Genomic DNA, 24,999 nt, shown 5'->3' on the forward strand with positions numbered 1-24,999 from the left:
GCCTCGGATCGAGGTATGAGCCTTGCGTTATATAACGCAGGGTGGAAACATTGCTCCCGTGCAGGTGATGGACGCGTTGGGGGACCCGGTCCGGCGGCGGCTCGTGGAGCTGCTGGCCGACGGGTCGCGCCCGGCCGGGGACCTGGCGGCGGTGGTCGGTGCCGAGTTCGGCATCTCGCAGCCCGCGGCGTCCCGGCACCTGCGCGTGCTGCGCGAGACCGGGCTGGTCACCGCCGAGGTCGACGGGGCGCGGCGGCTGTACGCCGTGCGTCCCGAGGCCCTCGACGAGGTCCAGACCTGGTTGCACGCCGTCCGGCGGTTCTGGGACCAGCGGCTCGACGCGCTGGGCACGGAGGTCGCCCGGGGCCGCCGGCGGCGTGGCGGCACGGACCCGGCGACCGCGGGGTCCGGCAGGGAGCGAGCCGGGGGTGGGACCGATGACGGATGAGACGACCGACGTGGCGGCGGGCCTCGGGGTCCTGCGGCTGGGACCCGGGGCGGCGTCGGTGACCTTCCGCCGCCGGTACCCGACCGACGCCGCGGACCTCTGGGCGGCGGTGACCGTGCCGGAGCGGATCGCCCGCTGGCTCGGCCCGGTCTACGGCGACCTGGCGGCGGGCGGCCGCTACGAGCTGCGGATGGGCGCCGACGAGCCGGGCTCCGACCAGAACGCGACCGGGGAGGTGCGGTCCTGCGACCCGCCCCGCGCGTTCGTCGTCGAGTGGTGCTTCCCGGGCGAGGAGCCGAGCGAGGTCGCGGTGCGGGTCGAGCCGGCGGGCGCGGGCGACGCCGACCTGGTGCTGGTGCACAGCCGTCTGGAGCCGGCGCAGGCGGTCGGCTACGGGGCCGGCTGGCACACCTCGCTGGACCGGCTCGACGACCACCTCGGGGGCGGCGACGCCCGCGACTGGGACGCGCGGTTCGACGACCTGCTCCCGCGCTACCGCGCCGCTGCCGACACGCCCGGCGCCGGCTGACCGCGGGCGCCCCGCGAGGACCCGGTCAGCCCACCTCGGCGGAGTTGCTGCCCCGCGGGTCGTCGACCTCGACGACGTCGCCCTTGCGCAGCTGGCGGCCGCGGCGCTGCTCCGGCTCGCCGTTCACCTTGACCTCGCCCTCCTGCAGGAGGGTGCGCGCGTCGGCGCCGGAGTCCGCCAGCCCCGCGAGCTTGAGGAACTGGCCGAGGCGGATGGAGTCGTCGGAGATCGGCACGGTGGTCACGGGGTTCATCCTGCCAGCGCCGGGCGGGACCGCGCGCCCCCGCGCACCCTCGGGCGACGGTGCCGGCGGGCGCCTCTAGACTCGGGCAGGTGATCTCCCGCATCGACCTGCGTGGTCGCACCCTGTCCCGCCGTGAGCTGCTCGAGGCCCTGCCGCGGCCCGAGCTGGACGTCGAGTCCGCCGCCGCGGCCGTCGAGCCGATCCTCGCCGACGTGCGCGCCCGCGGCGCGGCCGCGCTGCGCGACCTGGCGGAGAAGTTCGACGGCGTCCGGCCCGAGCACCTGCGGGTGCCGGCCGAGGCCATCGCCGCCGCCGTCGACGTGCTGGACCCCGACGTCCGCGCAGCGGTCGCCGAGACGATCCGCCGCGTGCGCCTGGTGCACGCGGCGCAGCGTCCCGCGGACCACACCGTGCAGGTGGGTCCCGGCGCGCAGGTGCGCCAGCGCTGGATCCCGGTGCGGCGCGTCGGCCTGTACGTGCCGGGCGGGCTCGCGGTGTACCCGTCGTCGGTGATCATGAACGTCGTGGCGGCGCAGGAGGCCGGCGTCGGCTCGCTGGTCGTCACGTCCCCGCCGCAGCGCGAGAACGGCGGTCTGCCGGACCCCGTCGTGCTGGCCACCTGCGCGCTGCTCGGCGTGGACGAGGTCTACGCCGTCGGCGGGGCGCAGGCGGTCGGGATGCTCGCCTACGGCGCGGACGGGTCCGAGGACGTCGACGGCGCGGTGCTGTGCGAGCCGGTGGACGTCATCACCGGCCCCGGCAACGTCTACGTCGCCGCCGCGAAGCGCCTGGTGCGCGGCGCGGTCGGCATCGACGCGGAGGCCGGGCCGACCGAGATCGCCGTGCTCGCCGACGAGACGGCCGACGCCGACCACGTCGCCGCGGACCTGGTGTCCCAGGCGGAGCACGACCCGCTCGCCGCCTCGGTGCTGGTCACGACGTCCATCGAGCTGGCGGGCGCCGTGGAGTCCAAGCTGGTGCACCGGGTGCAGGCCACGCGGCACGCGCAGCGGGTCGCCCAGGCGCTGTCGGGCCCGCAGTCCGCGATCGTGCTGGTGGACGACCTCGAGGCCGGGCTGGACGTCGTCAACGCGTACGGCGCCGAGCACCTGGAGATCCAGACCGCCGACGCCGCGGCCGTCGCCGAGCGCGTCACCAGCGCCGGCGCGATCTTCGTGGGCGCGTACTCGCCGGTGTCGCTGGGCGACTACATGGCCGGGTCCAACCACGTGCTGCCGACCGGCGGCTGCGCGCACTTCTCGTCCGGACTGGGCGTGCACTCGTTCGTCCGCGCGGTGCAGGTGATCGAGTACGACGCCGACGCGCTGCGCGAGGTCGCCGGGCGGATCGTGTCGTTCGCGGACGCCGAGGGCCTGCCCGCGCACGGCGAGGCGGTCCGCGCGCGGTTCTGACGCGGCGGGCCCGACCCCGCCGACGTGGGTGCGGCCCGACGCGGCCTGCTCCGGGCTCAGCCCACGCCGAGGACGAACGGCAGCACGGCCGCCGCGCCCGCCTGCCGGAGCAGCCGCGCGGACACGGTCAGCGTCCAGCCGGAGTCGGTGCGGTCGTCCACCAGCAGGATCGTCCGGCCGGGCAGCCCCGACGCGGCGGCCGGGCTGAGGTCCAGCTCCAGCCGGCGGGCGACCGCGGCCAGCCGGTGCGCGGAGTTCACGTCGTGCCGCGTGGGCGGGCTGTCCGGGCGCGGCGCCACCGCGCCGACGAGAGGGACGCCGAGGTGCCGGGCCACGCCCTGCGCCAGGTGCTCGACCAGCGTGGGCCGGGTCGCCGAGCGGACCATGACGACCCCCTCGGGACGCTGCTCCGGCCGCCACGCGTCGAGCGTCGCGAGCACCGGGTCGCGCAGGGCGACGGGCAGACCGGCCTCGGGGTCGGCGTCCCCGCCGAACAGCTCGCGCAGCAGCCCGCCCCAGCCGACGGAGTCGAGCCGGGCCACGGCGCGGCCGGTGCCGGCCCGCTCGTCCTCCGCGATCTTGCCGCGCAGGTCGACGCCCAGGGTGGCCATGCCGGACGGCCACTGCCGGCGCGGCTCGACCTCGACGCCCGCGGCGGTCAGCAGCGCCTGCGCGCCGGCGACGTGCTCGGCGTCGGGGGCGGTGCCGACCGACGTGCCGGTGCAGGTGTCGCACCGCCCGCAGCGCCACGTCTCGCCGGCGGGCCCCGCGAGCTCGGGGTCGTCGAGCGCGCGGCGCAGGTGCGCCATGCGGCAGCCCTCCGTGGTCACGTAGTCGACCATCGACTGCTGCTCGGCCTTGCGGGTCGCGCTGACGCGGCCGTACCGGTCGGCGTCGTAGGACCACGGCTGCCCGGTGCCCTCCCAGCCGCCGCGCACCCGGCGCACGGCGCCGTCGACGTCGAGCACCTTGAGCATCTGCTCCAGCCGGGACCGGCGCAGCGACACGTGCGTCTCCAGGGCGGCGGTGGACAGGGTGCCGCCCTCGGCCAGCGCGCGCAGCGCGGCGCGGACGTCGTCCTCCGGCGGGAACGCGGTGGAGGCGAACCACTCCCAGATCGCGCGGTCCTCCCGGCCGGGGAGCAGCACGGCGGTGGCGCGGCCGCCGACGGCCTCCGCCGCGCGCCCTGCGCGGCCGACCTGCTGGTAGTAGGCGATGGGGGAGGACGGCGCCCCGACGTGGATCACGTAGCCGAGGTCCGGCTTGTCGAAGCCCATGCCGAGCGCGGACGTCGCCACCAGCGCCTTGACCCGGTTCGCCAGCAGGTCCGCCTCGGCGGCCTCGCGCTCCGCGGGGTCCGTCTGGCCGGTGTACGTGCGCACGTCCAGGCCCGCGGCGCGCAGGTGCTCGGTCACCTGCTGCGCCGCCGCGATCGTCAGGCAGTAGATGATCCCGGACCCCTCGAAGGCCGGCAGGTTCTGCGCCAGCCACGCGAGCTGCGCCGCGGTGTCCGGCAGCCGCACCACCGACAGGTCGAGGCTGGACCGGTCGAGCGGGCCGCGCAGCACCAGCACGTCGTCGTGGACGGCGGTGCCGAGCTGCTCGGCCACGTCCGCGGTGACGCGGGCATTCGCCGTGGCGGTGGTGGCCAGCACGGGGATGCCGTCCGGAAGCTCGCCGAGCAGCGTGCGGATGCGGCGGTAGTCCGGCCGGAAGTCGTGCCCCCAGTCGGAGATGCAGTGCGCCTCGTCGATCACGACCAGCCCCGCGTCGGCCGCGAGCCGCGGCAGCACCTCGTCCCGGAACTGCGGGTGGGTGAGGCGCTCGGGGGACACCAGCAGCACGTCGACCTCGCCGTCGGCGATCTGCTGGTGCACCGCGTCCCACTCGGTGACGTTCGCGGAGTTGAGCGTGGCCGCCTGGACGCCTGCGCGCTGCGCCGCGGCGACCTGGTTGCGCATGAGCGCCAGCAGCGGCGAGACCAGCACGGTGGGCCCGGCGCCGCGGGCGCGCAGCAGCGCCGTGGCGACGAAGTAGACGGCGGACTTGCCCCAGCCGGTGCGCTGCACCACCAGCGCGCGGCGGTGGTCGGAGACCAGCGCGTCGATGGCCAGCCACTGGTCGTCGCGCAGGCGGGCGTCGTCCCGGCCGACCAGCCGGCGCAGCACGGTCTCCGCCTCGTCGCGCAGGGATCCGGTCGCGGGGTGCTGCTGGGTCTCGGTCATCGCGTCGACCCTAGCCACCCCCGCCGACACCCGCGTCCGCCGGCCGCACGGCCTGTGGACGCACGACCGGCGTGCCGCGACGGCGCGGATACGATCGCCCCGTGACCGCACCCGCCCCCGCACCCGACCCCGCGCGCCCGGTCCGGCCCGTGCAGGCTGCTGAGCCCGTGCAGCCCGTGCAGCCCGTGCTGCCGGTGCGCCCGGAGCTGGCCGGCAGCGCGCCCTACGGCGCCCCGCAGCTGGCCGTGCCGGTCCTGCTCAACGTCAACGAGAACCCGTACCCGCCGTCGCCCGAGGTCGTCGCCGACATCGCCGCCGCCGTGGCGGACGCCGCGGCGGGGCTGAACCGGTACCCGGACCGCGAGTTCCTCGGCCTGCGGGCGGACCTCGCCGACTACCTCGCCGTCGAGTCCGGCGTGCGGGTCGCCCCGGAGCAGGTGTGGGCGGCCAACGGGTCCAACGAGGTGATGCTGCACCTGCTGCAGGCCTTCGGCGGCCCCGGCCGCACGGCGGTGTCGTTCGCCCCGACGTACTCGATGTACCCGGAGTACGCGCGCGACACGCACACCCGCTGGGTCGCGGGCCGGCGCACCGAGGACTTCGACGTCGACCCGGTGGAGGCGCGCGCGCTGATCGCCCGGGAGGCCCCCTCGGTGGTGCTCCTGACCAGCCCGAACAACCCGACCGGGACCGCGCTGGAGCTGGACACCGTGCGCGAGGTGCTGGCCGCCGCGGCCGAGGTGCCCGGCGGCTGCGTGGTCGTCGTCGACGAGGCCTACGCCGAGTTCCGGCGCGAGGGCGTCGCCTCGGCCCTGACCCTGCTGGCCGCGTACCCGCACCTGGCCGTCAGCCGCACCATGTCCAAGGCGTTCGGCCTGGCCGGGGCCCGTGTCGGCTACCTGGCCGCGTCGCGGGAGCTCGTCGACGCGCTGCGGGTGGTCCGGCTGCCGTACCACCTGTCCGCGGTGACCCAGGCGGTCGCCCGCGCCGCGCTGCGGCACGCGCCCGCGCTGATGGCGCAGATCGGCTCGCTGCGGGCCGAGCGCGACCAGCTGGTGCTCGACCTGCGGGACCGCGGCATCCGGGTCGCGGAGTCCGACGCGAACTTCGTGCTGTTCCAGGTGCACGGGGACCGGCACGCCGTCTGGCAGGGTCTGCTGGACCGGGGGGTGCTGATCCGTGAGGTCGGACCGGAAGGATGGCTCCGGGTGTCGGTCGGCACCCCGGAGGAGACCGCGGCGTTCACCGCCGCGCTGTGGGAGGTGCTGGGACTGTGAGCAGGACGACCGGCGGGCGGACCGCCCGGATCGAGCGCACGACGAGCGAGTCCAGCGTCGTCGTCGAGGTCGACCTCGACGGCACGGGGCGCACGGACATCAGCACGACGGTGCCGTTCTACGACCACATGCTCACCGCCCTGGGCAAGCACTCGCTCATCGACCTGACGGTCCGGGCGACGGGCGACATCGAGATCGACGCGCACCACACGGTCGAGGACGTGGCGATCTGCCTCGGCGAGGCGCTGCGCGAGGCGCTCGGGGACAAGCGGGGCATCGCCCGGTTCGGCGACGCCACCGTGCCGCTGGACGAGGCGCTCGCCCAGGCCGTCGTCGACGTGTCCGGGCGGCCGTACCTGGTGCACTCGGGGGAGCCGGCGGGCCAGGAGTACCACCTGATCGGCGGGCACTTCACCGGGTCGCTGACCCGCCACGTCCTGGAGTCGATCGCGCACCACGCCGCGTTCGGGATGCACGTGCGCGTGCTGGCCGGCCGGGACCCGCACCACGTCGTCGAGGCGCAGTTCAAGGCGCTGGCCCGCGCGCTGCGGGCCGCGGTCGCCCTGGACCCGAGGGTCGACGGCGTGCCGAGCACGAAGGGCGCGCTGTGAGCGACGAGCGGCCCCGCGACGACCGGCCCGGCGACGACCTCCCCGGGGACGGGCTCCCGGACGACCTCGGGTTCGAGATCCCCGACGACCTGTCCGGCCTGGACGACGTGCCGGCCCCCGCGGAGCCCACGCAGCCGGCCCAGCCCACCCAGCCCGCCCAGCCCACCCAGCGGGGCGCGCACGCCGCGGAGGGGGCCGGCCCCGCGGCGGGACCGGACGACGACCTCGCCGTCCCCGACGACCTGTCCGGCCTGGAGGCCGCGGCCGCCGAGCCGGACGAGCCGGTTGTGGCGATGGTCGTGACCCAGGTCGCCGGTGCGAGGGCGCTGGCCGCGGCGTGCTCGCTCGCGGGTGTGGACGTCGACGCGGTGCCGTCGCCCGTGGGGGCGCTCGCGGTGCTCCGCGACACCACCGACGCCGCGCGCACCGCCGAGGCCGCCGCGGCGATCTCCCAGATGCTCCGCAGCTCCCCGGTGGTGCTGCTCGACCGGCGTGCCGGCCGCATCGCCGCCAGCCGCTGGACGGCCGGGCAGAAGGAGGACGACCTCCCGGCCGGGCTCGTGCTGTCCGGGGCGCCCGCGGTGCTCGAGGACGTGCTGGTCGGCGGGACCCCGGTCACGGAGGTCGCCGGCGTGGAGACCAGCGTCGGGATGTCCCGGTGGGCCGCCCTGCGCGCGCTGTCGAGCGGCCGCAAGCGCACGGAGTGATCCCGCGCACCGGACGCGGGGCGGCTGGTCCCGCCCGCGGCCGGTAACCTGGACCGGTGCCCAGCCAGCCTGCAGTCGTCGTCCTGGACTACGGATTCGGGAACGTCCGCTCGGCCGTGCGCGCCCTCGAGCGGGTCGGCGCCCAGGTCGAGCTGACGTCCGACCCCCAGCACGCCGCCGACGCGGACGGCCTCGTCGTCCCCGGCGTGGGTGCGTTCGCGGCGGTGATGGCGGGCCTGCGCGGCGTCCGCGGCGAGCAGATCGTCGACCGGCGGCTCGCGGGCGGCCGGCCGGTGCTCGGCATCTGCGTCGGCATGCAGGTCATGTTCGGCGAGGGCGACGAGCACGGCGTGCGGACCGAGGGCCTCGGCGAGTGGCCCGGCACGGTGGACCGCCTCGAGGCGGACGTCGTCCCGCACATGGGCTGGTCGACCGTCGAGGCGCCCGAGGGCACCCGGCTGTTCGCCGGCGTCGAGGACGAGCGGTTCTACTTCGTGCACTCCTACGCCGCGCGGGACTTCCCGCTGGCGGAGACCGCCGACCCCGACCGGATGGCCCCGCCCCTGGTCACCTGGGCCGACCACGGCGGCCGGTTCGTCGCCGCCGTCGAGAACGGCCCGCTCGCCGCCACGCAGTTCCACCCGGAGAAGTCCGGGGACGCGGGCGCGCAGCTGCTCGAGAACTGGGTGCGCTCGCTCGGCTGAGCGCGCCACCCGCACCACCGCACCCTGTGCGCGGCGCCCGCCGCGACCCGAACGAGGAGACCCATGCCCGACCGTCTGCAGCTCCTGCCCGCCGTCGACGTCGCCGACGGCCAGGCCGTCCGGCTCGTCCAGGGCGAGGCCGGCTCGGAGACCTCCTACGGCGACCCGCTGGCCGCGGCGCTCGACTGGCACGCCGGCGGCGCCGAGTGGATCCACCTGGTCGACCTGGACGCCGCCTTCGGCCGCGGGTCCAACGCGGACCTGCTCGCCGACGTGGCGCAGGTGCTGTCCGGCAAGGGCGTCCGCGTCGAGCTGTCGGGCGGGATCCGGGACGACGCGTCGCTCGAGCGCGCCCTGAGCACCGGGGCCACCCGCGTGAACCTCGGCACGGCCGCGCTCGAGGACCCCGAGTGGACGGCCGACGCCATCGCCCGGCACGGCGACGCGATCGCCGTCGGCCTGGACGTGCGCGGCACGACGCTCGCCGCCCGGGGCTGGACCCGCGACGGCGGCGACCTCTGGGAGGTGCTGGCCCGGCTCGACGCCGCCGGCTGCTCCCGCTACGTCGTCACCGACGTGACCAAGGACGGCACGCTGCGCGGCCCCAACGTCGAGCTGCTGCGCGAGGTCTGCGCGCGCACCGACGCGCCCGTGGTGGCGTCGGGCGGCATCTCCTCGCTCGAGGACCTGCGCGTGCTGCGCGAGCTGGTCCCGGCGGGCGTCGAGGGCGCGATCGTCGGCAAGGCGCTCTACGCGGGCGCGTTCACGCTGCCCGAGGCCCTGGACGTCGCCGGGCGCCCGTGACCGGGCGGGAGCTGCCGCCGACCTCCGCGTTCGCGGGGGACGACGGCGGTGCCGACCCCGCGGTCGCCGAGGCGCTGGCCGCCCTGGGGGCGGGGACCGGCGGGCTGGACGGCGTCGTCGCCGCCCTCGCGGGCACCCGCGTGCTGGTCCCGGTGCTCGCGGAGCTCGAGGTGGCCGAGACGGTCGAGGTCGGCGGGCACGCGCACACGGTGGACAAGGAGGCGTCCGCCGGCATCGTCGCGCTGCAGGCGCCCGACGGCCGCACCGCGTTGCCCGTGTTCTCGTCGGTGGCGGCGATGACCGCCTGGCGGCCGGAGGCCCGGCCCGTGCCCACCGAGGTGGTACGTGCGGCGCTGTCCGCGGTCAGCGAGGGCTGGGAGCTGCTGGTGCTGGACGCCGGCGGCCCCGTGACCGCCCTGCTGCCCCGGCCGGCGGTCTGGGCGCTCGCGCAGCAGCAGCCCTGGCACCCGGCGGTCATCCGGGACGCCTCGGGCCCGGCCGTGGACCCCGAGGTGCGGTCCGCCGTGCGCGCGGCGGTGCGGGCGGCCCTCCCGGACGCTCCCGCCCCCACCCCCGCTCCGGCACCGGAGCGCGGCGGTCCGGGCGTGTGGCTGCGGCGCCGCCGCACAGCAGCCGCGGCACCGGCCACGCCCACGACACCCACGACGCCCCTCGTCGACGTCGACGCGGTGCCCGGTGCCCGCGCCGAGGTCGCCGTCGTGCTGACGCTCGTCGCCGGTCTGGACCGCGCCGCTCTGGACGCCGTGCTGCGCCGGGTCGGCGAGGCGCTGGCGGCGGACGACACCGTCACCCAGCGCGTGGACTCCGTCGAGGTCCGGCTGCGCTGACGGCGTCCGCCGACGGGCTGCGGGCGGCCCGTCGTCAGTGACGCCGCCGCCGCAGCGCCCACGCCAGGGCCACGACCGTCACCGCGCCCAGCGCCTGCCCGCCGAGGATCACCCGGTTCAGGTCGAGCGCGGGCTGCCAGCGGGCGCCGTCCTCCGTGATCACGTACACGCCGAGCGGCTTCACGCGGCCCGCGTAGCCGCCGCTGTCGGCGTGGCCGCCGCTGCGCCCCGACGGCCGGCCGCTGCCGAACGGCCACTGCGGCCCGCGGACGCCCGGGCCGCGCCCGGGTCCGCGGTGCCACGGTCCGGGGGCGGGCGCGTCGGCCGGTGCCGGCGCGCCCTCGGGCCCGGGGCCCGGGGCGGCGTCCTCCGGCCCGTGCCCGCCCGGGGCGTCCGGACCGCCCGGCCCCCCGGAGCCGCCCGGCGCCCCCTTGCGGATGCCCAGCCGGGCGTCGGCGTGCGCGCCCGCCACGCCGTGCGAGCCGACCAGCTTCGCGACGGGGACGACCAGCGTGCCGCCGCGCTCGTACGCCGGGCCGAACACCCGCTGCACGGAGAAGATGTCGCTCGCGGCGCGGGTCATCGCCGTCAGGTCCGGGTGCGTCTCGTCGGTCATCGTCGTCCTCCCGAGGTCGGTGGGTCCGTCCACCGTGGCACGCCCGCAGGGGGCGGCACCAGGCCCGGACCGGGTCGACCCGGTCAGCCGCCGGTGCAGGACGTGGTCGGGGCGAACGCCGTCTCGTCCGCGAGCAGCTGGCGCAGCGTGCTGACCGGCACCACGAAGCTCTGGCCGGTCGAGTTCTTCGCGTACACCACGCCGACGACGCGGCCCTCCGCGTCGAGCACCGCGGACCCGGAGCTGCCGGGCTCCACCTCGGCGTTCGTGACCAGCACCTGCCCGAGGTTCTCGTTCAGCGGGTCCGTCGTCGCGCCGATGACCTGCCCGCTGGTGACGGTCAGCGCACCGCCCTGCGGGTACCCCACCACGGTGACCTCGTCGCCGGGGTCGGGGTCGGCGTCGGCCAGACCGGGGGCGGTCGGCAGCGCGTCGGCGGTGCGGACGACGGCGAGGTCGGCCAGCGCCGCGGCCGAGGACGCCGTGACCGCGACGTCGCGGCCGTCGTAGGTGCTCAGCTGCAGGTCGGAGGAGTCGGCGACGACGTGCCGGTTGGTGATCAGGGTCGAGGAGTCGATCGCGAACCCCGACCCCGTCGACAGCGAGTTGCAGCCGACGTTGCGGATGCGGACCGCCATCCGCTGCGCCGCGTCGAAGCCGTCGGGGGACAGGTTGCCCGACGACGAGGGCGTCGCCACGGGCACGCTCGACGGCACCAGGTCGGTCGGCACGGGCTCGGGCATCGCCGGGAGCACCGCGCAGCCGGCGAGCAGCAGCACCGCCGCGGCGGCGGTGCCCACGGCACGGGTGACGGCGGGGCGGGTCACCCGGCCGCTCCGGCGGCGAGCTGGCGCTGCAGCTCGGTGTTGGCCTCGGTGGCCGTCGCGCACACGCCCTGGACGTCGGACTTGAACCGCTCGAGGTCCGCCGGGTCGTACGCGGCCGCGTCGGCGAGGTAGGTGATCAGCTGGTTCTGGGCGTCGATGCAGGTGGTCAGGGCCGAGGCCACGTTCGCCGCGGCCTGTGAGATCCGCTCCTGGTAGTCCACCAGCTGGCGCTGCACCTCGCGGTCGTCGCCGACCTGGGCCTTCTCGTCCGCGAGCTCGGTGATCCGGGTCTGCGCCGTCGCCAGCTGGTCGTTGACCGCCGCGAGCTCGGAGACCGTGCCGTCGTGCTCCGCGCGCAGGGTCGCGAGGTCGGTCCCGATCACCCGGGCCTGCGCCTCGACGTCGTCGGCGTACCGCTCGTACCGGTCGGTGCGCACCCAGAGGTAGGCGGCCAGCGCGGTGACGAGCACCAGCAGCACCGCCAGCACGACCACGGCCCACGGGCGACGGCGGCGCCGCGGCGCGGCGGGCTCCGCGAGGTGCGCGTGCTCGGGGTGCGCCGGCCGGTCGGGGTGACCGGGCCGGTCGGGGTGGCCGGCGTCTGCGTGCGGGCGCGCGCCGGGCGGTTCCGTGGTGGTCGAGGAGTGCGGTCCCGGCCACGACGAGGCCCCGGTCGGCCGCGGCGGGCCGATCGGGTCGTTCGGCCCGGTGGCAGACGTCACGAGCACCACCCTACGGGGACCCGGCGCGGGCGGGCGCGACGTCCGGCGCGCCCGGTGTGCGCGACGTCACGTCCGGTGCACCGTCCGGACGGTGCGAATCTGTCGACCGAACGGCCCCGCGGGGGCGAGAATCCTGCGGTGTCCCTCGCTCCCTACGGCCGCCTGCTGCGCCTGCCCGGTGTCCTGCCCCTGGTCCTCGTCGCGTTCGTCGCCCGCATCCCGCACGCGATGACCGGCGTCGTGCTCACCCTGCACGTGGTGGGCCCGCTCGGCCTCGGGTACGCGCGCGCCGGCCTCGTCGCCGCGGCGATGACGGTCGGCGTCGCGATCGGCTCGCCGTGGCGCGGTCGCCGGGTGGACCGGCTGGGCCTGCGCCGCGCGCTGCTGCCGTCCGTCCTCGTGGAGTCGGCGGTGTGGCTGGTCGCGCCGCGGCTGGGCTACGAGGCGCTGCTCGTCGCCGCGGTCGTCGCCGGCGTGTTCCTGGTCCCGGTGTTCTCCGTCGTGCGGCAGTCGCTCGCGGTCCTCGTCCCGGTGGAGCAGCAGCGCACGGCCTTCGCGCTGGACTCGGTCGCGACCGAGATGACGTTCATGCTGGCGCCGACGCTGGGCGTGCTGGTCGCGACGCAGGTGTCGACCACCGCCGCGCTGACGCTCGTGGGCGTCTCCACCGTCGCCGCCGGCCTGCTGCTCATGTGGTTCAACCCGCCGACGCGGTCGGCCGGGGGAGCGGTGGTGCCCGAGCACACCGGCCGCCGGCCGCGCCTCGTCACCCCGGGGCTGCTGGTGGTGCTGGCCGCCGCGTCGGCGGCGGCGCTCATCCTCAACGGCACGGACGTGGGCATCGTCGCGGCGCTGCAGGGCTGGCAGAACGAGGCCGCCGTCGGCTGGATGATCGCGCTGTGGTGCGTGGGGTCCGTCGTGGGCGGCCTGGTCTACGGCGCGCAGAAGCGCGAGCTGCACCCGCTCGTCCTGGTCGCGTTGCTGGGCGCCGCGACCGTCCCGGCGGCGTTCGCCCAGACGCAGTGGCAGCTCGCGGTGGCCGTCGTGGTCGCCGGCCTGCCGTGCGCCGCGGCGCTGTCGGCGATCAACGCCTCGCTGGTCCGCTCGGTGCCGGAGCACCGGCGCGGCGAGGTCATGGGCTGGAGCGGCACCGCGAACACCGTCGGCGCCGCCCTGGGCGCGCCGGTCATCGGTGCGGTGATCGACGGCCTCGGCCCGGGCGCGGGGTTCGCCGCGACGGGCGGCGTCGGCCTGCTGCTGTCGGTGCTCGGCCTCGCGGTGCTGGCGCTCGTCCGGCGCCGCCGCGGACCGGTGCTGCCGGGCGCGGTGCCCGCCGTGCTCGAGGAGGTGCCGGGGGACCGGGCCACCGCCCCGGGCGGCGTCGTGCCGACCCCGGCTCCGGTGGGGGCGGACGACGTGCCCGCCCGTCCGCTGCCGCAGGACGCCCCCACCGCGGGCTGAGCGCGGCGCGCCGGGGTGGGCGCGCCCGGCCGGGTCAGCTCACGTAGCCGGTGAACTTCTCGCCCGGTCCCTCGCCGGGCGCGTCCGGGAACGGGCTCGCCTCCCGGAACGCGAGCTGCAGCGACCGCAGCCCGTCGCGCAGCGAGCGGGCGTGCTGGTTGCCGATGTCGGGCGCCGACGCCGTCACCAGCGCGGCCAGCGCGGTGATCAGCTTGCGGGCCTCGTCGAGGTCCAGGTGCTCCGCGCCGCTGCGGCCGTCCTCGTCGGGCGCCAGGCCGCACTTGACGGCGGCGGCGCTCATCAGGTGCACGGCGGCGGTCGTGATGACCTCGACCGCGGCCACGTCGGCGATGTCGCGGGTGGCGGTCGTGGGGTCGGGGGTCTCGCTCATGGCGCCGATCCTCTCATCCGCCGCGGCGGCTCTCCGCCCGGACCGCGCGGCGGACGTACGAGCGCCCGCCGCCCCGGCGGGAGCCGGGTCGACGGGCGCTGCGGGGGTCGGCGCGTGGGGGCGCGCCGGCCGGGTCAGGCGACCGGCGTGCTCGCGGTCGCCGGCTCGCCGGTCTCGAGCGGCGCGGTCCCCGCCAGGGCGGCGGACAGCGCGGCGCCGAGGCCCGCGTCGACGTTGGTCCAGTACTGGATCGCCCGGGCGCGGATCACGTCGCTCTTCACGCCGCCGACGTGACCGGTGATGGTCTCCAGGAACCGGGCCCGCGCGGCGTCGTCGAACACCTCGCGGTAGAGGGTGCCGGCCTGGCCCCAGTCGTCGTCCTCCGGGTGCAGGGTCGCGGCGGACCGCACCATCTCGCCGTCGGACTCCCAGCCGCCGGACTCGGCCGCGCGGGCCGGGTCGGCCGCCGGGCCGCCGATCGAGTTGGGGGCGTACACCGGGACCTCGGGCGCGTTGAACGAGTACCGCGCGGCGCCGTCCTTGGAGTACGAATGCACCTCCGACCGCGGCGCGTTCACCGGCAGCTGCTGGTGGTTGGTTCCGACGCGGTACCGGTGGGCGTCCGCGTAGGAGAAGATCCGCGCGAGCAGCATCTTGTCCGGGCTGGTCTGGATGCCGGGGACGAAGTTGCTCGGCGCGAACGTCGCCTGCTCGATCTGCGCGAAGTAGTTCTCGGGGTTCCGGTTCAGCTCCATCGTGCCGACCTCGATCAGCGGGTAGTCCGCGTGCGGCCACACCTTGGTCAGGTCGAACGGGTTGAACCGGTAGGTCTTCGCGTCCTCGTACGGCATGACCTGGACCGACAGCGTCCAGCGCGGGAACTCGCCGTCGGCGATGTGCTCGAACAGGTCGCGGATGTGGTGGTCGGCGTCGGAGCCGGCCAGCTGGGCCGCCTCGTCGCCGGACAGGTTGTCGATGCCCTGCTGGGACTTGAAGTGGTACTTGACCCAGAACCGCTCGCCGGCCGCGTTGACCCACTGGTAGGTGTGCGAGCCGAAGCCGTCCATCGTGCGCCAGCTGCGCGGCAGGCCGCGGTCGCCCATCAGCCAGGTGACCTGGTGCGCGGACTCGGGGGACAGGGTCCAGAAGTCCCACTGCATGTCGTTGTCGCGCAGGTTGGAGCCCGGCAGCCGCTTCTGCGAGCGGATGAAGTCGGGGAACTTGATGCCGTCGCGCAGGAAGAACACCGGGGTGTTGTTGCCGACCAGGTCGTAGTTGCCCTCGGACGTGTAGAACTTCAGCGCGAAGCCGCGGGGGTCGCGCCAGGTGTCGGGGGAGCCGTGCTCGCCGGCCACCGAGGAGAACCGCGCCAGCATCTCGGTCTCGACGCCGGGCTGGAACAGCGCGGCGCGGGTGTACCGGCTGACGTCGCCCGTCGTGGTGAACGTGCCGAAGGCGCCGCCGCCCTTGGCGTGCACGACGCGCTCGGGGACCCGCTCGCGGTTGAACTGCGCGAGCTTCTCCACCAGGTAGTGGTCGTGCAGGACGATCGGGCCGTCCGCGCCGACGGACATCGAGTGCGCGTCGGAGGCCACGGGGGCGCCGGAGTTGGTGGTGGTCGGGTGGACCTGGGTCACAGGGTGTCCTTCCGGGTCGGCGGCACGCCGGTCGAGGGCGCGCCGGGGACCGGTCGGGCGAGGGTTCGCCCGACCGGGAGTCGAGGGGGTCGAGGGGGTGGTGGTCGCAGGGGTCAGGCGGCGCGGCAGGCGGGGCACAGACCCCAGAACGTGACCTCGGCGAGCTCGATCGAGAAGCCCGACGTGGAGCTCGGGGTGAGGCAGGGCGCCTCGCCCACGACGCAGTCGACGTCGCCGACGGCGCCGCACTGCCGGCAGACCACGTGGTGGTGGTTGTCGTCGACCCGGCGCTCGTACCGCGCCGGGTGCCCCGCGGGCTCGATGCGGCGCAGGATGCCCGCGTCGGTCAGGGCGTGCAGCACGTCGTAGACGGCCTGGACGGACACGGTGGGCAGCGCGGAGCGCGCGTGCCGCAGCAGCGCGTCCGCGTCGGCGTGCGGCAGCTGCTCGACGGCCTCGAGCACGGCGAGGCGGGGGGCGGTCACGCGCAGGCCCCGGTCGCGGAGGAGCTCCGCGGGGTCGGCGTGCTGGTCGACGGGCATGTCCTCACCCTGGCATGCTTTCTGGAACTGTTCAAGTAGGTATCTGACGGCGTGTCACGTCCGGGGGAGTGGCCGTCGGGCCGGCCGGGCTCCCGGCGAGGTTCTGCTACAGTTGTCCGCGACTGGCCTGGATCGGTCGTGCGTCCGCGAGGACGAGCGGGCGGACCAGGCGCACAAGTGGAGTCGAATCCCACCTGAGTCCCGACCGCCCGGTCCGCCGGCAGCAGGGTCCAGGTCCCGGTCCAGGCCGTGCCCCTCGCGGGGGCGTGGCTCGTTCGGTGCACCGTCTCGTGCGGGCGCACCGCGGATCCGTCGGCCCCCGCCTGTGCTCAGGTTCGGGGGCCTTCCTCGTTCCCGGCGGTCGTCACGACGACTTCGAGGAGCACCACATCAGCGAGCCCCGCATCAACGATCGGATCCGCGTCGCCGAGGTCCGCCTGGTCGGCCCGAACGGCGAGCAGGTCGGCATCGTCCGCGTGGAGGACGCACTGCGCCTGGCCCAGGACGCCGACCTCGACCTCGTCGAGGTCGCGCCGGATGCCCGTCCGCCCGTCTGCAAGATCATGGACTACGGCAAGTTCAAGTACGAAGCAGACATGAAGGCCCGCGAGGCCCGGCGCAACCAGAGCAACACGGTTCTCAAGGAGATCCGCTTCCGGCTCAAGATCGACCCGCACGACTACGGCACCAAGAAGGGCCACGTCGAGCGGTTCCTCGCGGCCGGCGACAAGGTCAAGGTCATGATCATGTTCCGCGGTCGCGAGCAGTCGCGCCCGGAGATGGGCGTGCGCCTGCTGCAGCGTCTGGCTGCCGACGTCGCGGAGCTCGGCTTCATCGAGAGCATGCCGAAGCAGGACGGGCGCAACATGATCATGGTGCTCGGCCCGACCAAGAAGAAGGCCGAGCAGCGCCAGGAGCAGCGTCGTGCCCGCCCGGCCCGCGAGGAGCGGGTCGTGGACGAGTCCGCCGCGCCGGAGGAGTCGGCGCCGACCGAGGCACCCGCCCCGGTCGCCGAGCCCACCGCCGCCCCGGCACCCGAGGCCGCCCCCGCAGCAGCGGAGACGACCCCGGCCGCGCAGCCCGAGCCCGCCCCGGCACCGGAGGCCGCCGCCCCGGCGGCGCCGAAGGCCCCGTCGGCACCGCGACCGGCTGCCGCGACCCGGCCCGCCGCGTCCCGGCCCGCGGCCGCGAAGCCGGCGTCGGCTCCGAAGCCCGAGGCGACGAACACGCCGGCCGCCGCCCCGAAGCCGGCTGCCGCACCCAAGCCCGCCGCGGCCCCCCGGCCGACGGCGACGCCGACCCCGCGGCCCGCGCCGCGCCCGGCACCCAGCCCGCGTCCCGCGGCGCGACCGGCTCCCCGGTCGCCCGGCGGGTCGCAGAACGCCTGACCAGCACCACCACGCTCGGACCCCACCGGGACCGGACGGACGACGAGTCGCGCACCCGTGTGCGCGATGCGACGACAAGGAGAGACGGCAGCCATGCCGAAGAACAAGACGCACTCCGGTGCGAAGAAGCGCTTCCGGATCACCGGGAGCGGCAAGGTCATGCGCGAGCAGGCGAACGCCCGTCACCTCCTCGAGCACAAGTCGAGCCGCCGCACGCGCCGTCTCGCCACCGACCAGGTCGTCACCCCGGCCGACGCCCCCCGTATCAAGAAGCTGCTCGGCAAGTGACCCGCCGGCGCGCGAGCGCCGCGGTGGCACGCCGACCTGAGAACAACGCAAGGAGCATCACGTGGCACGCGTGAAGCGGGCGGTCAACGCCCAGAAGAAGCGCCGGGCAACACTCGAGCGCGCCGCCGGCTACCGCGGGCAGCGTTCGCGCCTGTACCGCAAGGCCAAGGAGCAGGTCACCCACTCCCTCGTCTACGCCTACCGCGACCGCAAGGCGCGCAAGGGCGACTTCCGCAAGCTGTGGATCCAGCGGATCAACGCTGCGGCGCGCGAGCAGGGCCTGACCTACAACCGCCTGATCCAGGGCCTCAAGCTCGCGGGCATCGAGGTGGACCGTCGCGTCCTGGCCGACATGGCCGTCAACGACGCCCCCGCGTTCAACGCGCTGGTGCAGCTGGCCAAGGACGCGCTGCCGGCCGACGTCAACGCGCCCCGCGCCGCGGCCTGACGCACCCGTAGCACCCCGCGCGACGCCGCCCGACGGGCGGACGCCGACGCACACCCCGGACCCCCGGGAGCCACCAGGCTCCCGGGGGTCCGGTGCGTGCGGCGCACCCGCGCGGCCCGGGTACGGGAGGATGGGGGCGTGTCCCGCACCTCCGCCGACGGCCGCCCCCCGCTCACCAACCCGCACGCCGACCGGGTCCGCGCCGTCCGCGCCCTCGGGACCCGCGCCGGCCGCCGGCGCGCGGGCCGCTACCTGGTCGAGGGGCCGCAGGCGGTCCGCGAGCTGGTCCGCTGGACGCCGCAGCTGGTGCGCGACCTGTACCTCACGCCCGAGGCGGCCGACCGGTACGCCGAGATCGTGTCCGACGCCCGGGACGCGGAGCTCTACCTGCACCTCGGCGAGGCCGACGTGCTCGACGCGATGTCGCCGGACGCCCAGGGGGTGCTCGCGGTCGCGGACGCGCCGGGCGACGGCGCCGGGCAGCCCGGGCAGCCCGGGCAGCCGCCCGCGGGCCCTCTGGGTGCCGGCGCGCTGGACGCCGTCCTGGCCACCCGTCCCACGCTGGTCGCGCTGCTCGCACGCGTCCGCGACCCCGGGAACGCCGGCACGGTGATCCGCGTCGCGGACGCCGCGGGCGCCGACGCCGTCGTGATCGCGGGGGACAGCGTCGAGGCGACCAACCCGAAGGTGGTGCGGTCGACCGCCGGCTCGCTGTTCCACCTGCCCGTCGTCTCCGGCGTGCCGGTCGAGGACGCCGTCGCCGCGCTGCGCGCCGCGGGCCTGACCGTGCTGGCCGCCGACGGCACGGGCGAGCTGGACCTGGACGACCTGCAGGACGCCGCCGCCCGCGCGGTGGACGGCGCGCCGACGCCGGGGGCCGACCTGCGGGCCCCGACGGCCTGGCTGTTCGGCAACGAGGCCTGGGGCTTGCCCCCGGAGGATCGGGACCGGGCCGACGCCGTCGTGCGGGTGCCGCTGCGCGGGCGCGCCGAGTCGCTCAACCTCGGCACGGCGGCCGCCGTCTGCCTCTACGCGTCGTCGCGGGCGCACCGCTGAGTGCCGCGCGGTCGGGCATGCTGGTCCGGTGCGCGTCTTCGCCGGGCTCTGGCCCACCCCCGAGGTCCGGCAGCACCTCGCGTCCGCGCTGCGGACGGCCGTGGGCGTCGACCCGGACGCCGCACCCGGGCGCGGTCCGGACGGAGTGCGGTGGACCCCGGCCGAGAACTGGCACGTGACGCTGGCGTTCTACGGGGATCTGGGCGAGGGCCGGACCGAGCAGCTCGCCGGGGACCTGGCCGACGTCGCGGCCGCCGGCCGGCCGTTCGAGCTGGAGCTGACGGGCGCCGGGGTGTTCGCCCACCGGACCCTCTGGGCCGGGGTGGGTGGTGCGGTCGAGTCGGTGCACGCCCTGGTCGAGGGCTGCCGCGACGCGGGCGAGGGCGTCGGCGCCCGGCACGACGACCGCGTCCGGTCCCGGCCGCACCTGACGCTCGGCCGGGTGGCGCAGCCGCGCGGCGGCCGGCGGCGCCGCGACCTGGTGACCCCCGACCCGGGGGACCTGCTGGTGCACGCCCTCGCGGTGTACCGCGGTCCGCGGTGGCCGGTGTCGGAGCTGGTGCTGACCGAGTCCCTCCCGGGCGAGGGTCGCGCCGGGGGCCCGCTGTACCGGCCGCTCGGCTCCTGGCCCCTGGGCGCCGGCTGATCAGCCCGCGCGTCCCGCCGCGATCGCGTCCAGGTCGCGCACGGCGTACCGGTGGTGCTCCCACTCCTCCTCGAGGATCGTGTGCAGGCAGGACAGCACCGTCACGACGTGGGCGGGAGCCCACGGGTCGGGGCGCTCGGCGGCGAGGACCGCGGGGGTGACGGCCGCGAGGTGCTCCCGCACCATCGCCACGCGCCCGGCACGCACCTCGAGCACCTCGGCGTACGGCGGGACGCCCGCGGCGAACACGCCCGGGTCGTGGCCGTCCGCCGCGTACTCCTCGTTCGGCTGGCCGATCGGGTGGTACGGCCGCGCGATCCCGAGCACCGCGCCACGCAGCCACGTGTCGGTGGCCATCACCAGGTGCCGCAGCGTCTGGGCGAACGACCACTCGCCGTCCACCCGGACGTCGACCGTGCCGGGCGGCATCGCCGCGACGCGGTCGAGCGTCGCCGCCCACGTGCGTTCGACGGCCGCCCAGGCGGCGCGCAGGCCGTCGGGGTCGGCGGCACGCCGCTGCTCGCGGCCGGGGAACCGCCGGTCCAGCTCGGCGTCCACGTAGGGCGCCACGTCGACGCCGTTCACCCGCAGGCCGGCGCCGCCGTCCAGCAGCCACGGCGCGTCGACGTCGGCCCCCGCGACGTCGACGCCGCGCATCACCACCCCGGAGAGGTCGGCCCGGACGAACCGGGCCCCGCCGAGGTCCGCGTCGACGAACCGCGCGCCCCGCAGGTCGTCGTCCGTGCCGAAGTCGGGCATCACGTCTCCTCGTCGAGCGCCTGCGCGTGCGGTCGCCGCCGATCCTCCCGGACCCGACCGGCCGGTGTCGACGCCCCGGCACGCCTCGTGGCGAGGTCGTGGCCTGTGGCAGCATGGCGGCATGACCCCGCAGCGTCGCAGCCGCCGATTTCCCGGGCCCGTTCCCGGGCACGGCGTCAGCGCAGGCTGACCCGACGCGCAGGTCCCGTCCCGCCCTGGCGGCGGACGGTCCCCGGGTCCCGGAACGGGCGCCACTAGACTCGCCCGTCGGACGGTGCGTCGCCCCCGCGCGCCCGCACCGCCGCAGCTCCCGCCTGGAAGGTCCGGATGTCCACGCCTGACACCACTCTGTCCCCGCTCGACGCCGACGCCGTCGAGCACGCCCTCTCCGACGCCCTGGCGGCCCTCGCGGCCGCCCGCGACCTCGACGAGCTCAAGGCCGCGCGCCTCGCGCACACCGGCGAGCGCAGCCCGCTCGCGCTCGCGAACCGCGCCATCGGCGGGCTGCCGCCGGCCGACAAGGCGGTCGCGGGTAAGACCGTCGGCCAGGCCCGCGGCCGGCTGAACGCCGCGCTCGCGGCGCGCGAGGAGGTGCTCGTCGCCGAGCGCGATGCCCGCGTGCTGGTCGAGGAGGCCGTCGACGTGACGCTGCCGTCCGACCGCACCCCGCGCGGCGCCCGGCACCCCCTGGAGCAGCTGCAGGAGCGCGTCGCCGACGTGTTCGTCGGCATGGGCTGGGAGATCGCCGAGGGCCCCGAGGTCGAGGCCGAGTGGTTCAACTTCGACGCGCTCAACTTCAAGCCGGACCACCCGGCGCGGCAGATGCAGGACACGTTCTACGTGGCCGCGGCCGACGGCGAGCCGGACCCGCACCTGGTGCTGCGCACGCACACCTCGCCGGTGCAGGCGCGCAGCCTGCTCGAGCGGGACCTGCCGATCTACATCGCCTGCCCGGGCCGGGTCTACCGGACCGACGAGCTCGACGCGACGCACAGCCCGGTGTTCCACCAGGTCGAGGGCCTCGCGGTCGACAAGGGCCTGACCATGGCGCACCTCAAGGGCACGCTGGACCACTTCGCGCGGGCGGTGTTCGGCCCCGAGGCGCGCACGCGGCTGCGCCCGGCGTACTTCCCGTTCACCGAGCCGAGCGCCGAGATGGACCTGTGGTTCCCGCAGAAGAAGGGCGGGCCCGGCTGGATCGAGTGGGGCGGCTGCGGGATGGTCAACCCCAACGTCCTGCTGGCGGCGGGCCTGGATCCCGACGAGTACTCCGGCTTCGCCTTCGGGATGGGCATCGACCGCACCCTGATGCTCCGCCACGAGATCGCGGACATGCACGACATCGTGGAGGGCGACGTGCGCTTCTCCACCCAGTTCCGGACGGTGATCTGATGCCTCGCATCCCCCTGACGTGGCTCGCCGAGCACGTCGAGCTGCCCGCCGGCACCACGGCCGAGCAGCTGGCCGCCGACCTGGTGAAGGTCGGCCTCGAGGAGGAGGCGGTGCACCCGGCCGCCGTGTCCGGCCCGCTGGTCGTCGGCCGCGTCGTCGAGCGCGTGCCCGAGCCGCAGAAGAACGGCAAGACCATCAACTGGTGCCAGGTCGACGTGGGCGACCACAACGGCACCGCCGAGGACGGCACGCGCACCCCGCGCGGCATCGTCTGCGGCGCGCACAACTTCGACGTGGGCGACCACGTCGTCGTCGCGCTGCCCGGCACCGTGCTGCCCGGGCCGTTCGCCATCGCCTCGCGCAAGACCTACGGCCACGTGTCCGACGGGATGATCTGCTCGTCGCGCGAGCTGGGGCTGGGCGACGACCACGACGGCATCATCGTGCTGTCCGAGCTCGGGATCGACGCCGAGCCCGGGACGGACGCGCGCGCCCTGCTGGGGCTGGGCGAGGAGGTCCTGGAGATCAACGTGACGCCCGACCGCGGCTACTGCTTCGCGATGCGCGGCGTGGCCCGCGAGTACGCGCACTCGACCGGCGCCGCGTTCACCGACCGCGGCCTGCCGCGCGCCGGCGCGGACGACGGCCTGGCGACCACCGGCGGGTTCGGCGTCGAGCTCCGCGACGACGCCCCGGTGCACGGCGTGCCCGGCGCGGACCGGTTCGTCGCGCGGGTCGTGCGCGGCGTCGACGCGAGCGCGCCGTCGCCGTCCTGGATGCAGCAGCGCCTGACGCAGGCCGGCATGCGGCCGATCTCGCTCGCCGTCGACGTCACGAACTACGTGATGCTCGACCTGGGGCAGCCGCTGCACGCCTACGACCTCGCGACGCTGACGGCGCCGATCGTGGTGCGGCGGGCCCGGGCGGGGGAGGAGCTCACCACGCTGGACGGCGTGCGCCGGGTGCTCGACCCCGAGGACCTGCTCATCACCGACGGCCCGGACGCCGGGCGCGTGCTCGGCCTGGCGGGCGTGATGGGCGGTGCGGACACCGAGGTCTCCGCCTCGACCACCGACCTGCTCATCGAGGCCGCGCACTTCGACCCCGTGTCGATCGCGCGCACCGCCCGGCGGCACAGGCTGCCCAGCGAGGCGAGCAAGCGGTTCGAGCGCGGGGTGGACCCGCAGCTGCCCCGCGTGGCGGCCGCCCGGGTCGTGGAGCTGCTGGTGGAGCACGGCGGCGGCACCCCCGACCCCGTCCTGACGGACGTCGACGTGACGGTGCCCCCGGCGCCGATCACGCTGCCCGTCGCGCTGCCGTCCCGCCTGATCGGGCTGGACCTGGACGTGGCGCTGGTGTCCCGGTACCTGCGGGAGATCGGCTGCACGGTCGGCGAGGTCGTCGGGGCGGGCGCGGACGCGGTGCTCACCGTGCACGTCCCGACCTGGCGCCCGGACCTCGCGGCGCCGGTGGACCTGGTCGAGGAGGTCGCGCGCCTGCACGGCTACGACGCGATCCCGTCGGTCGTGCCGCGCTCGCCCGTGGGCCTGGGCCTGACCCCGGACCAGCGCCGCCGGCGCCGGGTCTCGGCGGTGCTCGCCGACACCGGCTGGGTCGAGACGTGGTCCTACCCCTTCGTCTCCGTGGCGCAGCAGGACGCGCTGGGGCTGCCGCAGGACGACGCCCGCCGGACCATGCTGCGGCTGGCGAACCCGCTGTCGGAGGAGAAGCCCTTCCTGCGGACGTCGCTGCTCGTCACGCTGCTGGACACGGCGCGCCGGAACGCCGCCCGCGGCACCACCGACCTGGCCGTCTACGAGGTCGGCTCGGTGACCCTGCCCCGCCCGGGTGCCGGAGCGGCGCCCGTACCGCCCGTCGCGCAGCGGCCGTCGGCCGACGTGCTCGACGCGATCCGCGCCGCGGTGCCGGACCAGCCGCGGCACGTCGCCGGCGTGCTGAGCGGCCTGCGGGAGCCCGCCGGCTGGTGGGGACCCGGCCGCGCGGCCGACCACACCGACGCGATCGACGCCGTCCGGCTGGTCGCCGACACCCTCGGCGTGCCGCTGGTGGTCGAGGCGGACCCCGACCGGGCGCCCTGGCACCCGGGTCGGTGCGCCCGGTTCCGCACGGTCGACGGCGCGCTGGTCGGGCACGCGGGCGAGCTGCACCCGACCGTCGTCGCCGCGCACGCGCTGCCGGCACGGGCGTGCGCGTTCGAGGTCGACCTCGACGTGCTGCTCGCCGCCGCCCCGCGCTCGGCCGTTCCCGCGCGCGAGGTGTCCACGTTCCCCGTGGCCAAGGAGGACGTGGCGCTGGTGGTGCCGGCCGACGTGCCGGTGGCCGACGTGCTGGACGCCGTCCGCGCCGGCGCCGCCGCCAGCACCGCGGGGGACGTGCTCGAGAGCGCCCGGCTGTTCGACGTGTACACGGGCGAGCAGGTCGGCGAGGGGCTGCGCTCCCTGGCCTTCGCGCTGCGTCTGCGGGCCGCCGACCGCACGCTGACGGCCGACGAGACGGCGGCCGTGCGCGCCGCGGTGGTCGAGGAGGCGGAGCGCCGGTTCGGCGCCACCCTCCGCGCGTAGCAGCGCCTCGCGCGCGCAGCACGACCGACGGCCCCGGCCGCGGCACCCGCACGGGTCGCCGCGCCCGGGGCCGCCCCCGTCCCCGGGCCTGTGCGCCGCCCGCCCCGTCCCACCCCCGTCCGGCCCCCGTCCGTCCGCGCCGCGAGGTCGTCACACGTCGCCGAGGTCGTCATGCACGAGTGACGACCTGGTCGGCGAGTGACGACCTCGCCAGAGCCGGACGCCCCCGCGTCCCGGGGCGGGTCGCCGCGGTACGGCGACCGCGCCGCGGAGCAGCTCGGCCGGCACCCGGATGCGACGCTCGCCGTTCACCCGTCCGCAACCTGCAGGTCCGCCGTTGGTGGTTGCCTAATCGGACATACCGCTCATACGTTGTCACCCGGCAGTGTGACGATCGTGACGCGGCCTGCTGACGAGGGTGCCAGAAGCGCCCCG

Annotated in this window: 26 protein-coding genes; 17 read left to right on the plus strand and 9 right to left on the minus strand. The window is 76.4% G+C overall.

Annotation, left to right across the window (positions count from 1 at the left end; translation table 11 throughout):
- The first annotated feature begins 67 nt into the window (after nucleotides 1-67).
- Together AC1050_RS15820 and AC1050_RS15825 are read left to right on the plus strand one after the other, a co-directional pair.
- On the plus strand, nucleotides 68-448 hold the full coding sequence (locus tag AC1050_RS15820) for an ArsR/SmtB family transcription factor (RefSeq protein ID WP_482388357.1): 381 nt from the start codon (nucleotides 68-70) through the stop codon (nucleotides 446-448).
- Nucleotides 438-977 (plus strand): SRPBCC family protein, encoded by a 540-nt coding sequence (locus AC1050_RS15825; protein ID WP_482388358.1) that lies wholly within the window; start codon nucleotides 438-440, stop codon nucleotides 975-977. Before AC1050_RS15820 ends, AC1050_RS15825 begins: the two co-directional genes overlap by 11 nt.
- Before the next feature lie 25 nt (nucleotides 978-1,002).
- On the opposite strand, the gene AC1050_RS15830 is transcribed toward AC1050_RS15825, so the two are convergent.
- Nucleotides 1,003-1,230 carry an RNA-binding S4 domain-containing protein gene (locus tag AC1050_RS15830; RefSeq protein WP_482388359.1) on the minus strand — a complete coding sequence of 76 codons (228 nt, stop codon included), beginning with the start codon at nucleotides 1,228-1,230 and terminating at the stop codon, nucleotides 1,003-1,005.
- 80 nt (nucleotides 1,231-1,310) lie between these two features.
- Between AC1050_RS15830 and hisD the strand changes: the two genes are divergently transcribed.
- Entirely contained in the window at nucleotides 1,311-2,633 is a 1,323-nt protein-coding gene (hisD, locus tag AC1050_RS15835) for a histidinol dehydrogenase (protein ID WP_482388360.1), read from the plus strand.
- A 56-nt stretch (nucleotides 2,634-2,689) separates the two neighbouring features.
- Here hisD and AC1050_RS15840 read toward each other — a convergent pair whose 3' ends face one another.
- Nucleotides 2,690-4,858, minus strand: coding sequence for a RecQ family ATP-dependent DNA helicase (locus AC1050_RS15840; RefSeq protein WP_482388361.1), 2,169 nt, complete (start codon nucleotides 4,856-4,858; stop codon nucleotides 2,690-2,692).
- Nucleotides 4,859-5,025: 167 nt separating this feature from the next.
- On the opposite strand from AC1050_RS15840, the gene AC1050_RS15845 reads away from it, so the two are divergent.
- From AC1050_RS15845 to AC1050_RS15870, 6 genes are all read left to right on the plus strand, one after another.
- Complete coding sequence (locus AC1050_RS15845) at nucleotides 5,026-6,135, plus strand: histidinol-phosphate transaminase (protein ID WP_482388412.1); 1,110 nt, start codon at nucleotides 5,026-5,028, stop codon at nucleotides 6,133-6,135.
- On the plus strand, nucleotides 6,132-6,746 hold the full coding sequence (hisB, locus tag AC1050_RS15850; RefSeq protein WP_482388362.1) for an imidazoleglycerol-phosphate dehydratase HisB: 615 nt from the start codon (nucleotides 6,132-6,134) through the stop codon (nucleotides 6,744-6,746). The genes AC1050_RS15845 and hisB overlap by 4 nt, the downstream gene beginning before the upstream one ends.
- The gene (locus AC1050_RS15855) at nucleotides 6,743-7,453 is read left to right on the plus strand and encodes a hypothetical protein (protein ID WP_482388363.1); all 711 of its coding nucleotides are present in this window, start codon (nucleotides 6,743-6,745) and stop codon (nucleotides 7,451-7,453) included. The genes hisB and AC1050_RS15855 overlap by 4 nt, the downstream gene beginning before the upstream one ends.
- 56 nt (nucleotides 7,454-7,509) lie before the next feature.
- Nucleotides 7,510-8,157, plus strand: a complete 648-nt coding sequence (gene hisH / locus AC1050_RS15860) for an imidazole glycerol phosphate synthase subunit HisH (protein WP_482388364.1) — start codon at nucleotides 7,510-7,512, stop codon at nucleotides 8,155-8,157.
- 63 nt (nucleotides 8,158-8,220) lie between these two features.
- Nucleotides 8,221-8,961 (plus strand): bifunctional 1-(5-phosphoribosyl)-5-((5-phosphoribosylamino)methylideneamino)imidazole-4-carboxamide isomerase/phosphoribosylanthranilate isomerase PriA, encoded by a 741-nt coding sequence (gene priA, locus AC1050_RS15865; protein WP_482388365.1) that lies wholly within the window; start codon nucleotides 8,221-8,223, stop codon nucleotides 8,959-8,961.
- A complete protein-coding gene (locus AC1050_RS15870; protein ID WP_482388366.1) occupies nucleotides 8,958-9,809 on the plus strand; it encodes an SseB family protein in 852 nt (283 codons plus the stop codon). The genes priA and AC1050_RS15870 overlap by 4 nt, the downstream gene beginning before the upstream one ends.
- Before the next feature lie 34 nt (nucleotides 9,810-9,843).
- Here the strand turns inward: AC1050_RS15870 and AC1050_RS15875 are convergent, their stop codons facing one another.
- From AC1050_RS15875 to AC1050_RS15885, 3 genes are all read right to left on the minus strand, one after another.
- The gene (locus tag AC1050_RS15875; RefSeq protein ID WP_482388367.1) at nucleotides 9,844-10,425 is read right to left on the minus strand and encodes a hypothetical protein; all 582 of its coding nucleotides are present in this window, start codon (nucleotides 10,423-10,425) and stop codon (nucleotides 9,844-9,846) included.
- A gap of 83 nt (nucleotides 10,426-10,508) precedes the next feature.
- Entirely contained in the window at nucleotides 10,509-11,252 is a 744-nt protein-coding gene (locus AC1050_RS15880) for a S1C family serine protease (protein ID WP_482388368.1), read from the minus strand.
- Nucleotides 11,249-11,974 carry a hypothetical protein gene (locus tag AC1050_RS15885; RefSeq protein ID WP_482388369.1) on the minus strand — a complete coding sequence of 242 codons (726 nt, stop codon included), beginning with the start codon at nucleotides 11,972-11,974 and terminating at the stop codon, nucleotides 11,249-11,251. The genes AC1050_RS15880 and AC1050_RS15885 overlap by 4 nt, the downstream gene beginning before the upstream one ends.
- Nucleotides 11,975-12,112: 138 nt before the next feature.
- Between AC1050_RS15885 and AC1050_RS15890 the strand changes: the two genes are divergently transcribed.
- Complete coding sequence (locus AC1050_RS15890; RefSeq protein WP_482388370.1) at nucleotides 12,113-13,435, plus strand: MFS transporter; 1,323 nt, start codon at nucleotides 12,113-12,115, stop codon at nucleotides 13,433-13,435.
- A 34-nt stretch (nucleotides 13,436-13,469) separates the two neighbouring features.
- Here AC1050_RS15890 and AC1050_RS15895 read toward each other — a convergent pair whose 3' ends face one another.
- From AC1050_RS15895 to AC1050_RS15905, 3 genes are all read right to left on the minus strand, one after another.
- The gene (locus tag AC1050_RS15895) at nucleotides 13,470-13,826 is read right to left on the minus strand and encodes a DUF1844 domain-containing protein (protein ID WP_454049050.1); all 357 of its coding nucleotides are present in this window, start codon (nucleotides 13,824-13,826) and stop codon (nucleotides 13,470-13,472) included.
- Between the two features lie 134 nt (nucleotides 13,827-13,960).
- A complete protein-coding gene (locus AC1050_RS15900; protein WP_482388371.1) occupies nucleotides 13,961-15,463 on the minus strand; it encodes a catalase in 1,503 nt (500 codons plus the stop codon).
- A gap of 113 nt (nucleotides 15,464-15,576) precedes the next feature.
- Nucleotides 15,577-16,005 carry a Fur family transcriptional regulator gene (locus AC1050_RS15905; RefSeq protein WP_482388372.1) on the minus strand — a complete coding sequence of 143 codons (429 nt, stop codon included), beginning with the start codon at nucleotides 16,003-16,005 and terminating at the stop codon, nucleotides 15,577-15,579.
- A 278-nt stretch (nucleotides 16,006-16,283) separates the two neighbouring features.
- On the opposite strand from AC1050_RS15905, the gene infC reads away from it, so the two are divergent.
- The 5 genes from infC to thpR all read left to right on the plus strand — a co-directional run bounded on the left by infC (nucleotide 16,284) and on the right by thpR (nucleotide 19,831).
- Nucleotides 16,284-17,393, plus strand: a complete 1,110-nt coding sequence (gene infC / locus AC1050_RS15910; RefSeq protein WP_482388373.1) for a translation initiation factor IF-3 — start codon at nucleotides 16,284-16,286, stop codon at nucleotides 17,391-17,393.
- A 93-nt stretch (nucleotides 17,394-17,486) separates the two neighbouring features.
- The gene (gene rpmI, locus AC1050_RS15915; protein WP_454049046.1) at nucleotides 17,487-17,681 is read left to right on the plus strand and encodes a 50S ribosomal protein L35; all 195 of its coding nucleotides are present in this window, start codon (nucleotides 17,487-17,489) and stop codon (nucleotides 17,679-17,681) included.
- A 61-nt stretch (nucleotides 17,682-17,742) separates the two neighbouring features.
- Nucleotides 17,743-18,129 carry a 50S ribosomal protein L20 gene (rplT, locus tag AC1050_RS15920; protein WP_482388374.1) on the plus strand — a complete coding sequence of 129 codons (387 nt, stop codon included), beginning with the start codon at nucleotides 17,743-17,745 and terminating at the stop codon, nucleotides 18,127-18,129.
- 138 nt (nucleotides 18,130-18,267) lie between these two features.
- The gene (locus AC1050_RS15925; protein WP_482388375.1) at nucleotides 18,268-19,185 is read left to right on the plus strand and encodes a TrmH family RNA methyltransferase; all 918 of its coding nucleotides are present in this window, start codon (nucleotides 18,268-18,270) and stop codon (nucleotides 19,183-19,185) included.
- 28 nt (nucleotides 19,186-19,213) lie between these two features.
- A complete protein-coding gene (gene thpR, locus AC1050_RS15930; protein ID WP_482388376.1) occupies nucleotides 19,214-19,831 on the plus strand; it encodes an RNA 2',3'-cyclic phosphodiesterase in 618 nt (205 codons plus the stop codon).
- Here thpR and AC1050_RS15935 read toward each other — a convergent pair whose 3' ends face one another.
- Nucleotides 19,832-20,590: a DinB family protein gene (locus tag AC1050_RS15935; RefSeq protein ID WP_482388377.1), complete on the minus strand. Its 759-nt coding sequence runs from the start codon at nucleotides 20,588-20,590 to the stop codon at nucleotides 19,832-19,834.
- 327 nt (nucleotides 20,591-20,917) lie between these two features.
- Between AC1050_RS15935 and pheS the strand changes: the two genes are divergently transcribed.
- Nucleotides 20,918-21,982, plus strand: coding sequence for a phenylalanine--tRNA ligase subunit alpha (gene pheS, locus AC1050_RS15940; RefSeq protein ID WP_482388378.1), 1,065 nt, complete (start codon nucleotides 20,918-20,920; stop codon nucleotides 21,980-21,982).
- Nucleotides 21,982-24,564, plus strand: a complete 2,583-nt coding sequence (pheT, locus tag AC1050_RS15945; protein WP_482388379.1) for a phenylalanine--tRNA ligase subunit beta — start codon at nucleotides 21,982-21,984, stop codon at nucleotides 24,562-24,564. Before pheS ends, pheT begins: the two co-directional genes overlap by 1 nt.
- Nucleotides 24,565-24,999: the final 435 nt, after the last annotated feature.

Source organism: Cellulomonas sp. NEAU-ZC6 (assembly GCF_056844425.1).

Coding starts and splice junctions, on each gene's coding strand:
- AC1050_RS15830 (WP_482388359.1), bottom strand. CDS start 1,230: ATGAACCCCGTGACCACCGTGCCGATCTCCGACGACTCCATCCGCCTC.
- pheS (WP_482388378.1), top strand. CDS start 20,918: ATGTCCACGCCTGACACCACTCTGTCCCCGCTCGACGCCGACGCCGTC.
- AC1050_RS15905 (WP_482388372.1), bottom strand. CDS start 16,005: ATGCCCGTCGACCAGCACGCCGACCCCGCGGAGCTCCTCCGCGACCGG.
- AC1050_RS15820 (WP_482388357.1), top strand. CDS start 68: ATGGACGCGTTGGGGGACCCGGTCCGGCGGCGGCTCGTGGAGCTGCTG.
- AC1050_RS15895 (WP_454049050.1), bottom strand. CDS start 13,826: ATGAGCGAGACCCCCGACCCCACGACCGCCACCCGCGACATCGCCGAC.
- AC1050_RS15840 (WP_482388361.1), bottom strand. CDS start 4,858: ATGACCGAGACCCAGCAGCACCCCGCGACCGGATCCCTGCGCGACGAG.
- pheT (WP_482388379.1), top strand. CDS start 21,982: ATGCCTCGCATCCCCCTGACGTGGCTCGCCGAGCACGTCGAGCTGCCC.
- rpmI (WP_454049046.1), top strand. CDS start 17,487: ATGCCGAAGAACAAGACGCACTCCGGTGCGAAGAAGCGCTTCCGGATC.
- priA (WP_482388365.1), top strand. CDS start 8,221: ATGCCCGACCGTCTGCAGCTCCTGCCCGCCGTCGACGTCGCCGACGGC.
- AC1050_RS15825 (WP_482388358.1), top strand. CDS start 438: ATGACGGATGAGACGACCGACGTGGCGGCGGGCCTCGGGGTCCTGCGG.
- AC1050_RS15935 (WP_482388377.1), bottom strand. CDS start 20,590: ATGCCCGACTTCGGCACGGACGACGACCTGCGGGGCGCGCGGTTCGTC.
- AC1050_RS15875 (WP_482388367.1), bottom strand. CDS start 10,425: ATGACCGACGAGACGCACCCGGACCTGACGGCGATGACCCGCGCCGCG.